We start from the raw sequence: 13,418 nt of genomic DNA on the forward strand, positions 1-13,418 counted from the left end.
ACGACATCGATATATTTTTTCTGCAGAATGGGAACGTTCCCATACTCATGACAAAGCCAAAACTTATTGGAGGAGACAGGAACCATGTTGACCGTTCAACCAATCGTCCAACCGCCCGGCAGAACATATCTCCGGCCGATGCTGACCATCGGCATGCTGTACTTCGTGACCGGGGCCTTCAGTTGGCTAAACGGGCCGTTAACCGTCTTCGTCAAATTGGCCTTCAGGCTTGATGACGTTCAGGCGCTCCTGATTACCGTCGTCTTCTATGTTCCATACTTCCTGTTCGCATTGCCGTATGCCGCTGCGCTGAAGCGAATCGGGATGAAAAGAGGGATGGCGGCAGGCCTGGGCGTCATGTCGATCGGTGCGCTGTCCTTCAGCTGGTTCGTTGGTGCGCACAGCTACCCCGGCGTACTTGCAAGCCTTTTGGTGATCGGAACCGGCCTGTCCTTGATGCAGACCGCCTACAACCCGTACGTCAGCATTCTGGGGCCGATCGACAGCGCGGCGCGGCGTGTGGCTACCATGGGAATCTGCAACAAGACCGCGGGTATCCTTGCCCCCTACGTATTCGGCGCATTGGTTATGGGTAGCGTGGGCGAATTCGTCAGCCGGGTCAAAGCGGCGCCGACAGCAGCACATGCCGACGCTCTGCTCAACGCATTTGCCGCCAGACTGCACGGACCGTATCTCACGCTCGCGGCCATTCTCGCGGCGCTCGCCATTTTCATCGCATTTTCGTCTCTCCCCGACATCAAGCCATCGGAAGTCAATGTCGCTGAGCGCAGTAGTCATTCCGCGCGCAGCATCTTTTCATTTCCTCATCTTTGGTTGGGAGTGCTTTGCATCTTCACGTACATAGGCGCTGAAGTGCTGGCCGGTGACGCCATCGGCCTATACGGGCAGAGCCTGAATCTGCCGCTCGACGCAACCAAACACTTCACCTCTTACACGATGTCCGCGATGCTCGTTGGCTACCTGGTCGGGCTCGTTCTCGTGCCGCGCTTTATCTCGCAGCAGCGCTATCTCGTCGTCTCCGCACTCATTGGCGTGCTGCTCAGCGTTTGCGCATATCTCTCTGACGGCTATACGTCGATTGCGTTCATCGCTGCACTGGGTTTCGCGCACGCGATGATGTGGCCGGCGATTTTTCCGCTCGCGATCAAAGGACTGGGCCGGTTTACCGAAACCGGATCGGCATTACTGATTATGGGAATTGTGGGGGGAGCCGTGATGCCCCAACTCTTTGCACACCTGAAGCGAGTGTATGACTTTCAGTTTGTGTACATGCTGCTAACCGTGTCGTGCTACCTGTACATCATGTACTACGGCTTCCATGGCCATATGGTGGGCAGGCGGGAATCGAGCGTAACGAGCAGGTCCCAAACGCAACGGACCCGACACGGCAGCGGCGAAAACAAGGACAAGGAAAACGTATGAGCATTGCCCACCGGTCACTGCAGGACCGTATCCGTGGACTTCTGTACGGGATCGCGTACGGCGACGCGCTCGGCGCCACGGTCGAGAAGCTTTCGGCGTCGCAAATCCGTGAGCGCTTCGGGCGAGTCACTTCGATCAATACCGAATGGCACCGCGCGAAAGATGACGAAGCCGGCCGTAAGGGACGCATACGTGGAGGCGGCATTGTCACCGACGACACCTTCATGGCGCTATCGCTGATGAGTGTGTACAACGAGGTCGGTCGGCACCTCGACGCGTGGGATATGGCCGATGCAATGGTGCGCCAGATCGCCTGGGTTCCGCGATGGATACCCGAACTGCAGCGCGAGACGGTGCTGATCGAACGGTTGTTTTATCCGGAGAAATGGATCTATTTGCGGCATCAGCTTGCTTCCTGCGATCCGCGTCAAGGAGGAATCGGGAACATGGTCAACTGCGGTGCGGCCATGTACATCGCGCCGATCGGCGCGATCAACGCCGGCGATCCCAAGGGCGCCTATGACGAAGCGATCGCATTTGCCAGCGGGCATCAGGAGAGCTATGGGCTCGAAGCAGCCGGTGTGCTCGCCAGTGCGGTAGCCGCGGCGTTCGTGCCTGGCGTCGCGATCGAAGCGGTTGTCGAGGCAGCGCTCGGCGTCGCAAAGGACGGCACGCGTGCAGCGATTGACGCGATCGCCGATGCCGCAGTGCGACTGCGCGGCAAAGACTACGAGACGGTGGTCACGGAATTTCACCGGATCATCGGACGCTTCTCGCCGATTGGTGACGATGTCGAGCATACCGCGAGAAAAGCCGGTATTGCGTCCGACGCCTATCGGCCCTCGCGGCGTCTTTCGATCGAAGAATTGCCGCTGGCGCTCGGCTTCATCATGACGAACTACGGCGACTTCCATCAGGCGATCGAGGACGGCATCAATTCGGGACGCGACACCGATTCGATTGGCGTGATGATCGGAGCGGTGCTGGGGGCAATGCATGGCAGCACCGTGATCGAGGAGCGCATTTGCCGGCAACTTGACGAGGTGAACCGGCTGGATCTGCTGTTCGCGGCCGATTGCTTCGGTCAAACGGTGAAGGCTGTTCACGAGGCGGACCGTGCGTTCGCTGAAAAGAAGTTCAAGGTGCGCGCGGACCTCGCACGGAGGACAGGGAGTCCTGAAGCGTTCGGCACGGAATAGTCAGAACTTATGCCCGGGTGGTCGGTATTCGTATCGATCTCCGTTTTCAAATTGATTAGTACTACGAGTTATATAATGAGAGACACTATCCCATTTTCTGCGATTGCAATCGCAATGTTTGCATTGACTGGCATCGCGCATGCACAGTCAAGCGTTACGCTCTATGGGATCGTCGACGATGGCCCCAGTTACACGAGCAATGCGGGTGGCCATGCTGGCTGGCAAATGGTCAGTGGAAGCGCGCAGGGAAGTCGTTGGGGGCTAAAGGGAATTGAAGACCTGGGAGGTGGCCTCACGACGATATTCAGGCTCGAAAACGGCTTCAACATCAATAACGGCACGCTATCGCAGGGCGGACGGGAGTTCGGACGTCAAGCGTATTTCGGATTGGCTTCGAGCACGCTCGGGACGCTGACGCTGGGTCGCCAACTCGACATGATCAATGATTATGTGGCGCCAATGACGGCAAACTCGTCGTGGGGCGGTTATGCCTTCTCGCATCCGTTCGATAACGACAATACGGACGGCTCGTTTCGCATCAACAACGCGATCAAGTACACCAGCGCGAACTATCTGGGCCTAAGTGTCGGGGCGACATACGCGTTCAGCAACGCAACGGGTTTCGCGCAAGACCGTGAATACAGCGTGGGGGTTCAGTACACGCGCGGTCCTCTGGTAATCGCCGGCGCGTACTCGAACGTCAACGGCCTCGGCACCAGCACGAACGGTGCCGTCACGCCCGACACCGCGCCGTTCGTCGCAGATTCCCAGAAGATAGCTGGCGCGGGAATCAAGTACGCTTTCGGACCTGCGGCAGTCGCCTTCGTTTATACCTATACGGACATCGGCCAGCCCGTAAGGAACAACCTCGTTCGCGCGACACTGAACGGCACGCGCTTGAGATTCAGCAACTACGAAATCAACGGGTCATACCAGGTGACTCCGCAGTTCTCCGTGATGGCGATGTACACCTTTACACATGGCGACTACGCCGCGAGCAACGGAACCGTCCGCCCGAACTGGAACGAGATTGGGGTGATGGGCGACTACCTGCTATCAAAGCGCACCGACGTGTATGTCCAGGGCGTGTGGCAGCACGTGAGCGGCGTGGCTGATGACATGGGCGGAATGGGCGGGGCGTTGATACTCGGCAGTGCGGGGCAGTCGAGTACGGCTAGTCAGATGCTCGTGCACGTGGGACTGCGGCACAAATTCTGAGTGCGCTAGCCGGTGGTTTGCCGTAGTTCAGTTGGGTGTGGGCGTGGGGCGATGCCGTGCGCCCAGACCGATTCGGGCTCCTGCTGCAACGCCCTTCGGTCCAGAGCCGTTCAGGTACGAAACTCGGATTTCAACGCCTGATAGAGCCGGCTATACCGTTCGAACCGGTCTCTCAGCACGCTCCGAAGTGCTGTCTCAGGCTCGTATCGTTCAAGGACAGCGGGCGCTTTGACCACTGCCGCGAGTTCTTCCCGTGTGCACGCGAGACGAGCGAGGCGACTCGCTCCAAGTGCCGCTCCGAGTTCGCCCCCTTCGTTTCGATTGAGTTCGAAGCCAAGCGCGGAAGCACAGAGTTTTCCCCAGTATGCGCTGCGAGAACCGCCGCCGATCAATGCGGCCGCGGTGAGCGTCGTTCCCGCTTCCCGCAGCGCCGCATATCCATCCGCCATCGCGAACGCGACGCCTTCCATCACGCTGTATGCGAGATGCTGGGGGCCATGCGCCGAAGTCATCCCGTAGAAGACACCTTTTGCTGCGGCATCGTTGTGCGGCGTCCGCTCCCCGTTCAAATAGGGAAGGAAAATCGGCGCGATGGCGCTTTGTCCCGAGGGGGCGATTTCGATCAGCTCGGCAACGCTGCTCTTGAGCAAGCCGGACAGCCAGTGCAGGCTTGCCGCTGCGCTGAGGATGACACTCATCTGATGCCAATGCCGCGGCACGCAATGGCAGAAAGCATGGACTGCCTGCGCCGGGTTCGGTGCATAGCTCGCGGTCGCGGCGAAGAGCACGCCCGACGTCCCCAGAGACAGAAACGCATCGCCCGGCCGGGCAACGCCGATGCCAACTGCGCTCGCGGCGTTGTCACCGGCGCCGCCACAAACCGTCACGCTGCCATCGAGGCCCCACTCGCGCTGAAGGTCTCCCCGTAACGGGGCCGCAGGCTCGCTGCCCTCAACCAGCCGGGGCATGTGCTCCCTCGACAACCCGGTCGCGTTGAGCATGCGGTCGGACCAGTCGCGTTTTGCAACGTCGAGCCATAGCGTCCCCGAGGCGTCGGACATGTCGGATGTAAGCTCACCCGTCAGACGCCACGCAATGTAATCCTTCGGAAGCAGTACTTTCTGCACTGCACGAAAAACGGCTGGCTCGTACTTCGAAAGCCAGAGCAGCTTGGGCGCCGTGAAGCCCGGCATGGCCTGATTCCCGGTGATGTTGCGCGAGTCGGGCACGAGCGCCTCGAGTTCGACGCACTCCGCGTAGGCGCGCGTGTCATTCCACAGAATCGCCGGACGCAGGACGTTGCCACTGCGATCGAGTAGCGTCGCGCCGTGCATCTGGCCGGAAAGGCCGATCCCACGCAGCGCCCTGAACGCGCGAGGCTGCTCACTGCGTAGCGCCGCGACGGCGTCGAGCGTAGCGTTCCACCAGTCCTGGGGGCTTTGCTCCGACCACAGGGGGTGAGGGTTATCGACGCGCAGTCGGGCCCGGCTGCTGGCGATGACGTTCGATTCGGCATCGGTGAGCACAACCTTTACCTCGGACGTGCCGAGGTCGATTCCCAGATAACTCAAAGTGTATTCCCGACGGTGAGCGGGCGGCTGCGCCGCCTTGGCGTGGTCTCAGGCCGCTGCCTTGTGAGCGTGTGAGGGGGCGTCGTTGAGCCGGTGCAACGCGCGAAATTTCGACGGCGGAATCCCTTTTTGCGCGAGAAACTGCCGGTTGAAGTTCGATACGTTATTGAATCCGACGCGGTAACAGATATCGGTCACGCCGAGATCCGAGCACATGAGCAGTTCGCAGGCTTCGTTGAGGCGCAGCCGGTTCTGATACTGCACAAACGTGCAGCCCGTATGCCGCTTGAAGAAGCGCGTAAAGGTGCTGACGCTCATGCTCGACATTTCCGCAACGTCGACTTCACGCAGATTGCCGACGAGATTCTGCTGGATGTAGGACAGCACCTGGTTGATGGTCGACGACATATAGGGCTGCGCACTGACGTTGTATGCCGGACCGGCGAGCAGTTTCCTGCTGGTGCAGGCGATCAACTGGTCGAGGATCGACATCAGCAGCATCACGCGGCGCGCACCGTGCGCACCTGAAACCTCCTGCATCACAGGGGCAATCGCGAGGCCGAGTGCGTCCGGAAACTGGATACCTCGCGACGCCTGATCGATTAGCGCGATCGCGGGGCTGAGTTCAGCGAATGCCGCGACCATCTTTTCGACTGCATCGCGCGAGAACTGCAGCACGAGGTCGCGGGACGGCACGCTCGCGCCGCCGCTGTCTGTCACCCAGTTATGAGGCAGATTCGGGCCAGTCAGCACGATGTTGCCAGGATGGAAGTCCCCGATGTGGTCGCCCACGAAGAACTTGCCCGATGAAGCACGAATGACATGCACTTCGTACTCCGGGTGGAAGTGCCATTTCGCAACCATATGCGGATAGTCGTGCACCCAGGCCCGAAAGGACTCGTCCTGACGGGTATGGACCAATTCGAGATCCGGATTCATTGCTCTCGTCTCCACGGGAATCCTGGCTTCGCGGCCAACACGCGCGCTCGCACGCTAATGTACTCCCACGCCGGGCGCCGCGTGCAGGCGCGAGTCGGGCAGGGGCGCCGCAGCTGCCTCTTCTGCCAGCCCAAGCGACACGTTAGCCCCCGTCGCGACGTCGAAAACATGCAGATCGTGTTCGCGCAACGCGAGTCTGACGTGATCCCCGGTGTGAGGCACGGCATTCGCCGGTACAAGCGCGGTGATACGCTCGCCTGAGCAGTCAACGGTAATGAGCGCTTCTGCGCCCAACACTTCAACCAGCTCCACCGCACCGCTGAGCATGAGTGCATCATCCGCTCTCACATCATCGGGAATCCATACGAAATTTGGGCGAACCGCCAGCTTGATCGCCTGTCCGTCCTGCAAGCGCTGAAAGCGGTTTGCGCGTAGTTCCCAGTGACCGACGGCAGACGACGCGATGACTCTTTCGCCAGTGCGTTGCACCGAGGCATCGAGAAAATTCATCGCAGGCGTGCCGATAAAGCCCGCACCAAAAATCGTGCGCGGATAGCGGTAAAGCTCGGTCGGCGTGCCTTCCTGCTCGATGCGTCCGCCGCGCATCAGAATGACGCGGTCGGCTAGCGTCATCGCCTCGAGCTGGTCGTGCGTCACGTAGACCGTGGTCGTTTTCAGGCGCTGATGCAAGCGTTTGATGTCGGTGCGCAACTGGGCGCGCAACCTGGCGTCGAGGTTCGACAAAGGCTCGTCGAACAGGAAGACCGCGGGCGTCTTGATCATCGCCCGGGCGATGGCGGCGCGCTGCTGCTGGCCGCCCGACATGGCGCGCGGCTTGCGCTCTAGCAGCGCATCGAGATTGAGCATGGCGGCCACCTCGCGCACGCGGCGGTCGATCTCGGCCTTGGGCGTTTTGAGGCGCCGCAGGCCAAATGCGATGTTCTCGTACACGCTCATGTGCGGATAGAGCGCGTAGTTCTGAAAGACCATCGCGACATTGCGCTCGCGTGCGGGTACGTCGTTCACGACAGTGCCGCCGATCGAGAGATTGCCTCCCGATATCTCCTCCAGCCCGGCGATCATGCGCAGCATCGTCGACTTGCCGCATCCCGACGGCCCCAGCAGAACGACGAACTCGCCTTCGTCGATATGCAGGTCGAGTGGATGCAGTACCGGTTGCCCGGCGTCGTACTGCTTCATGAGCCCTTCGCAGACGATAGTCGCCATGATTCAATCCATCTCGATCTGGATCTTCACGTCCTCGGGCCGGCCAGCAGCGGCTTCCTCGAACGCCTTGATGCCGTCTGAAAATGCGAATTTGCGGGAGATGAACGGGTTCACGTCGATCATTCCCGAACTGATGAGGGCCAGCGCCCGCGGAAAAATGTTCGCGTAGCGGAACACGGATTCGAGCCGGATCTCCTTTGCCTGCATCGCTACCACGTCGAGCGCGACCGGGCCTGGCGGCATGCCAACCAGCACCGCGCAGCCGCCCGGACACACGAGGTCCAGCAGCGTCTCGAAGACGTTCGCATTGCCCGAGGCTTCGAACACGACATCGGCGCCCCAGTCTTCGGTCACCCGGCGCACCACGTCCTGGAGCGATTCCACTGCGGCATTCACAGTAGTCACCGCCGGATTGCCCGCGAAATGGCGCAATTTCTCTTTCACGACGTCGGCGAGGATCACGCGCGACGCGCCGCCCGCGAGCGCCGCGAGCGCCGTCATCGCGCCGATGGTGCCTGCACCAATTACGACGGCCACGTCGCCGGGCTTCATCGCGGCCTTCGTGGCTGCTTGCAGGCCGATCGACAAGGGCTCGACAATGGCGCCTTGCGCGAACGAGACGTTGTCCGGAAGCCGGAAAGTGAACGCGGCTGGGTGCACCACGTAGGGAGTCAGGCAGCCATGCACCGGGGGAGTGGCCCAGAACCTCACGGCGGGGTCGAGGTTGTACAGTCCGCGCATGGTGGCACGTGAATCGAACTGCGGCACGCCGGGTTCCATGCAAACGCGGTCGCCAACTTTCAGGTGACCGACTTCGGCCCCCACCTCGACGATCGTGCCCGACGCCTCATGACCGAGCACCATCGGCTGTTCGACCTTGAACGGCCCAATGCGGCCGTGCGTGAAGTAGTGCACGTCACTTCCGCACACGCCAACGGTATGAATGCGAACCTTGACATCGCGTGGCCCGATCGCAAGCGGCAAATCGATGTCCCGCAGGCTCAGGCGTCTAGCTTCTTCCAGTACAAGTGCCTTCACAACATTCTCCTTATTTTCCTTTGACCATTGAGTTCAGGAGGCGAATCAGCACGCCCACGAAGATGATTGGCGGCAGTGCGAGTAGAACTGTCGACGCGTTGATCACGCCCCACGGCACCTCCTGACCGAGCGACGTAAACGCGGATGCGACGACCGGCAGGGTGGCGCTGCGCGAGGACGTCAGCGCAAGTCCCATCATCAGTTCGTTCCAGACCAGCACGAAGCTGAAGATGATGCCGCCCAGCAGTGTGTTGCCACAGGTCGGCAAGGCAATGCGCCAGAACACGGCGTAAGGTCCATAACCGTCGAGCGTGGCGGCTTCCTCGATCTCGCGCGGCATGCGCTGGAACACGGGTATCGAGAGCCATGTGATGGTGGACAAGGTCGTTAGCAGATAGGTGACGATCATCGAGAACCGCGTGTCATACAGCCCGAGGTCCACCCAGATCGCGATGAGCGGAATCGCTACCGCGACCGGCGGCAGGAAACGCAGCGACAGCAGGAAGAACTGGATGTCGCGTTTTGCCGGAACGTGAAAACGCGCGATCACATAGGCTGCTGGCACGCCAAGCACCGTGCCCAGGATGACCGCGGTGCCCACGATGACCGAACTGTTCTCCAGTGCGATCAGCACCTCCGGGCTCGAAATCACCTGCCGGTAATTGTCCAGAGTGGGCGTGAAGATGAAACGCGGCGTGGGTGTGACGATATCGAGCAGGTTCTTCAGTGAATTGAGCACTGCCCAGAGTACGGGGAACACCGCCGCGACGGCGAGCGCTACACCGAGCAGCAGAATCGTACTGCGGGAGATCAGTCTTCCCATTTGTTCACCCGCTTCCAGATAAGCGTGAAAATCAAGGTCGTGGCGACCATCATCAGGACCGCCATGCTCGACGCGTATGACACCTTTCCTGCGAGGCCGATTCCCTGGGAGTACGCGTACATGTCCAGCGTTTCGGTGGATACGCCCGGGCCGCCTTTGGTCATCACGTAGATCAGGTCGAACGAGCGCAGCGATTCCACCATCTTGATGAACACGAGACTCATGATCGGTGCCTTCAGCATTGGCAGCGCGATGTATGCATAAACCTGCCATGTGCTCGCATAGTCGAGCCGTGCGGCTTCGAGCGGCTCGGGCGGCAGCGTCTCGAGCAGCTTCAGCACCACCACGGAAAAGAACAGTCCCCATTGCCAGATATCGACCAGCGCGACCGCATAGAGCGCAAGCGCCGGGTCCGAGAGAAAGGCCGTGTTCGTGATGCCAAAGAGGCCGATCAACCAGCTGAGAATGCCATTGAGCGGCGAGTACATGAACTTCCAGATAAACGCCGCAGAAACACGTGGCAACAGCACAGGGATGATCAGCAGCACACTGATGGCATTGCGCAACCGGCCGTGCACATGCTCGAACAGATAAATGGCAACGACGATTCCGAGCGCGACCGCGCCTAGCACCGTCACGACCTCCCAGATGGCCGAGACCTCGATGGAGTTGATGAAGCGCCGATCGGCAGCAAGGCGCACGAAATTGCGCATCCAGACGAACTCGCTGTCCGGGTAGCGCAACACGCGATTGCGGAGCGCGAGGTTGATCGCCGCGATGGTAGGCACGAATCCCAGGACCGCCATCGCAACGAGAGGCGGCACCAGAAATACGAACGGAAGGCTAGTCTTACCGCGATTGAACATTCAGCTCTCCAGCTTCGAATACGCGGGAGCGCATGCCGCCGCTCCGTTGCACAGAAGGGATTCGCGCGCCTCGCGCGCGTCCCCGCGGTGCCCCTCACTTGCGCGCATGCTCCATGGCATCTTCCGCGTACTGGGTCGAATCGTTGAGCGCGCCCTGAATGTCCTTTTGGGTGCCCGTAAAGATTTCCTCGAGCGCCACGCCAAGGTTGTCACCGATATCCGGCCATTGGGGGCTCGGCCAGAACGTAACCTTCGACACCGGCGTCGTATCCTTCAACCCGGCGAGAATCTGCGGTTTGACATGCTTCTGGAAATAGTCGCTTTCGACTGTGCTCGTGCGGTTGTAGTCGCTGAACACGTTGTCGCGCAGGCGCGCCTGTTCCTGCTCCTTGCTCGTTGCCCACGCAATGAACTTGCCGGCTGCCTGGCGGGCGCATTCGTCCTTTGCGCCGACTGCAGAAATGGCCAGACCATGCCCGTAAGCGGCGGACGGCAGCGGTGAGGGCGGTCTCGCGTAGCCGACCTTGTCGGCGACACTCGACTTGGTGGGGTCTTCCATCCAGTCGGCGAACGGCGTCGACTCGATCATGAACGCCACCTTGCCAGAGCGGAATGCTTCGAGTGCGTTGCTCCAGTCATAGGTGGTTGAGCCCGGCGGCGCATACTTGAAGAGGTCCGTGTAAAGCTGCGTGGCCTTGACGGCAGAGGGTGAATTGAATGCGGGTTGCTGCTGCTTGTCGGTCCATGTGCCGCCTTCGGCGAGCATGAACGGCGCCCAGCGCCAGACGTTCATGCCGGAGCCGCGCTGGCCTCGCGCAACCCAGCCGTACAGGTTCGGCGGCGCGTTGAGTTTCTTGATGTCGGCAACCAGTTCGTCGAGCGTGCGCGGCACCGGCATATGCGCTTTTTCGAGAATATCCCGGCGATAAAACAGGAAGTCGGAACCGCCGATGAGCGGCGCGAAATACGCGACGCCCTTATAGCTCGCGACAGCGCGGCGTCCGGGCAGGAAGTCGTTGTAGTCGGCTTCCTTGGGGTAGTACTTCAGCAGGGGCACGATCCAGCCCGCCGTCGCGAACTCGGAGACATTCGCCTCATCCACGTAGTAGACCTGGTATGAGCCGGCGCCGGTCGACGCGTCGAGCCGCGATTTTGCACGGCGGTCGTTCTCTCCAAAATAGCTGATCTCGATCTTCGTTCCGGTCTTATTCTCGTAGTCCGGCAAGGATTTTTCCATCACGGTCAGGCCGAGACTTTTCTGCGCGAGCACCTTGATGACAGGAACATTGCACGACTGCGCGACCGACACGACAGGCAGGGTCGCGCCCAGCAACGCACACAGTGCGGAATAGTGGAACCTTTTCACTGCCGTCTCCTGGAAGGTTTTAGTTCGAGTGGTTTGTTATCGGCCGGTGGAGCTTGCGTGCCGGTAGATAGCGAGCGTAAGTTAGCACCGGCCTGGCGCGCCAGCCACGCCAAAACGGGGCAGCGGTTCTGTACTTTTTGCTCAGTTTTTGTGTGCAGCGCAAAATTTTGTGTCGGACCGAGAGCGTGGTTATGCGCTCTGGCAGGGCGCGATTTCGGTTCGATGGGTGGTTCGGGGATCGTCGCGCGCACAGCCTTTCGCTTTGTCACGCGACAGATCACTCCGATTCTGATCATAAGTATCCCTATGTAATTATTATAGTCGCGAGGACAAAATCCACTGGAGATCAGGTTGGCAAGACAATTCGCGAAGGCACAGATAGGTATTTACACCAATGCCAAAACGTGTATCGGAGAAGGCGAATTTTTCATTGGAAGGTTATCGGGCTTCTCCATAGACTGTGCCGAACCCGTTGATCGAGCGCTGTCTCGAGGCAAGGGGCCGAGTCGACGACGTTCTTGCCTTACCCGGCTTTGCCCGGAAATTCAAATCTAACGAGACAGGGGAGCGGAATACTTGCGTTTTGGCTAAAGCATCCATTCGATCGGTGATTCGAACAGCATCAGGCTGTGGCGAAAAATAGTAATTAGAAACTCGTACATCGGAGACAGAATAATGAAGCTGGTCAGAAAGATCGCACTACGTACGATGGTGGGGGCGGCGTTCGCGATTGCTGCCGGGACAAGCGCATTCGCACAGGGCAAGCCGATTACGCTTGGGTTCTCCCAGGTTGGCGCCGAAAGTGCATGGCGCACGGCAAACACCGTGTCGGTGAAAGCGGCAGCCAAGGATGCCGGCGTCAACCTGAAGTTCTCGGACGCCCAGCAGAAGCAGGAAAACCAGATCAGGGCGATCCGCTCGTTCATCGCGCAGAAGGTCGACGTTATCGCGTTTTCGCCTGTCGTCGAATCCGGCTGGGAGCCGGTGCTCGAAGAGGCGAAGCGTGCAAAGATTCCGGTCGTCCTCACCGATCGCGCGATCGACGTAAAGGATCCCTCGCTGTACGTGACGATGATCGGCTCCGACTTCATGGAAGAGGGGCGGCGCGCAGGCCACTGGCTCGAGGAGCGTTACAAGAACGAGCCAGGTCCCATCAACATCGCAGAACTGCAAGGGACGGTCGGTTCCGCGCCAGCCAACGATCGTCATGCGGGCCTGATGGAAGTGATCAAGAGCGATCCGAAGTTCAAGGTGATCGCGTCGCAAAGCGGTGACTTCACGCTTGCGGGCGGCAAGCAGGTGATGGAAGCGTTTGCGAAGACGTACGGCAAAAAGATCAACGTGGTCTATGCCCATAACGACGATATGGCGCTCGGAGCAATCCAGGCCATGGAAGAAGCAGGCATCAAACCGGGCAAGGATGTCACGGTCGTTTCCTTCGACGCGACGAAGGGTGGCTTCCAGGCCATGGTGGACGGGAAGATCAACGTGGACGTCGAATGCAGCCCGTTGCTCGGTCCTCAGTTGATGGCCGCGGTGAAGGACATCGTGGCCGGCAAGCAGATTCCGCGGCGCATCGTGACCGACGAAGGCATCTTCCCGATGAATGTCGCAGCGCAAGTCATGTCGAGCCGAAAGTACTGATCTGCACGTCATATCTAGCCGCTGACGGGCGCGCTCGGGAGCGTCGCTCCTGAGCGCGCCGGCTCGTCCCCGACACCACTGCCG

General features: G+C 60.1%; 11 protein-coding genes. 4 read left to right on the forward strand and 7 right to left on the reverse strand.

Annotated elements, in window-relative coordinates; all coding sequences use genetic code 11:
• Positions 1-84: 84 nt before the first annotated feature.
• From AB4Y43_RS29755 to AB4Y43_RS29765, 3 genes are all read left to right on the forward strand, one after another.
• Positions 85-1,443 (forward strand): sugar MFS transporter, encoded by a 1,359-nt coding sequence (locus AB4Y43_RS29755; protein WP_342949980.1) that lies wholly within the window; start codon positions 85-87, stop codon positions 1,441-1,443.
• Positions 1,440-2,642, forward strand: a complete 1,203-nt coding sequence (locus AB4Y43_RS29760) for an ADP-ribosylglycohydrolase family protein (protein WP_342949981.1) — start codon at positions 1,440-1,442, stop codon at positions 2,640-2,642. The genes AB4Y43_RS29755 and AB4Y43_RS29760 overlap by 4 nt, the downstream gene beginning before the upstream one ends.
• Positions 2,643-2,717: 75 nt before the next feature.
• Positions 2,718-3,860 (forward strand): porin, encoded by a 1,143-nt coding sequence (locus AB4Y43_RS29765; RefSeq protein ID WP_368729445.1) that lies wholly within the window; start codon positions 2,718-2,720, stop codon positions 3,858-3,860.
• A 110-nt stretch (positions 3,861-3,970) separates the two neighbouring features.
• Here the strand turns inward: AB4Y43_RS29765 and xylB are convergent, their stop codons facing one another.
• From xylB to AB4Y43_RS29800, 7 genes are all read right to left on the reverse strand, one after another.
• Positions 3,971-5,431, reverse strand: coding sequence for a xylulokinase (gene xylB / locus AB4Y43_RS29770; protein WP_342949983.1), 1,461 nt, complete (start codon positions 5,429-5,431; stop codon positions 3,971-3,973).
• 48 nt (positions 5,432-5,479) lie between these two features.
• A complete protein-coding gene (locus AB4Y43_RS29775; protein WP_342949984.1) occupies positions 5,480-6,370 on the reverse strand; it encodes an AraC family transcriptional regulator in 891 nt (296 codons plus the stop codon).
• A gap of 54 nt (positions 6,371-6,424) precedes the next feature.
• Positions 6,425-7,597 (reverse strand): sn-glycerol-3-phosphate ABC transporter ATP-binding protein UgpC, encoded by a 1,173-nt coding sequence (locus tag AB4Y43_RS29780; protein ID WP_342949985.1) that lies wholly within the window; start codon positions 7,595-7,597, stop codon positions 6,425-6,427.
• A 3-nt stretch (positions 7,598-7,600) separates the two neighbouring features.
• Positions 7,601-8,635, reverse strand: a complete 1,035-nt coding sequence (locus AB4Y43_RS29785) for an NAD(P)-dependent alcohol dehydrogenase (RefSeq protein WP_368729425.1) — start codon at positions 8,633-8,635, stop codon at positions 7,601-7,603.
• A 10-nt stretch (positions 8,636-8,645) separates the two neighbouring features.
• Positions 8,646-9,458, reverse strand: coding sequence for a carbohydrate ABC transporter permease (locus AB4Y43_RS29790; RefSeq protein WP_069267282.1), 813 nt, complete (start codon positions 9,456-9,458; stop codon positions 8,646-8,648).
• The gene (locus tag AB4Y43_RS29795; protein WP_069267281.1) at positions 9,446-10,324 is read right to left on the reverse strand and encodes a carbohydrate ABC transporter permease; all 879 of its coding nucleotides are present in this window, start codon (positions 10,322-10,324) and stop codon (positions 9,446-9,448) included. The genes AB4Y43_RS29790 and AB4Y43_RS29795 overlap by 13 nt, the downstream gene beginning before the upstream one ends.
• A 94-nt stretch (positions 10,325-10,418) precedes the next feature.
• Positions 10,419-11,690 carry a sugar ABC transporter substrate-binding protein gene (locus AB4Y43_RS29800; RefSeq protein WP_368729426.1) on the reverse strand — a complete coding sequence of 424 codons (1,272 nt, stop codon included), beginning with the start codon at positions 11,688-11,690 and terminating at the stop codon, positions 10,419-10,421.
• A gap of 675 nt (positions 11,691-12,365) precedes the next feature.
• Between AB4Y43_RS29800 and AB4Y43_RS29805 the strand changes: the two genes are divergently transcribed.
• Positions 12,366-13,334, forward strand: a complete 969-nt coding sequence (locus tag AB4Y43_RS29805; protein ID WP_368729427.1) for an ABC transporter substrate-binding protein — start codon at positions 12,366-12,368, stop codon at positions 13,332-13,334.
• The last annotated feature ends 84 nt before the right edge of the window (positions 13,335-13,418 follow it).

It is taken from the genome of Paraburkholderia sp. BR10872 (genome assembly GCF_040965835.1).
In the GTDB taxonomy this organism is placed as follows: Bacteria; Pseudomonadota; Gammaproteobacteria; order Burkholderiales; family Burkholderiaceae; genus Paraburkholderia; species Paraburkholderia nodosa_A.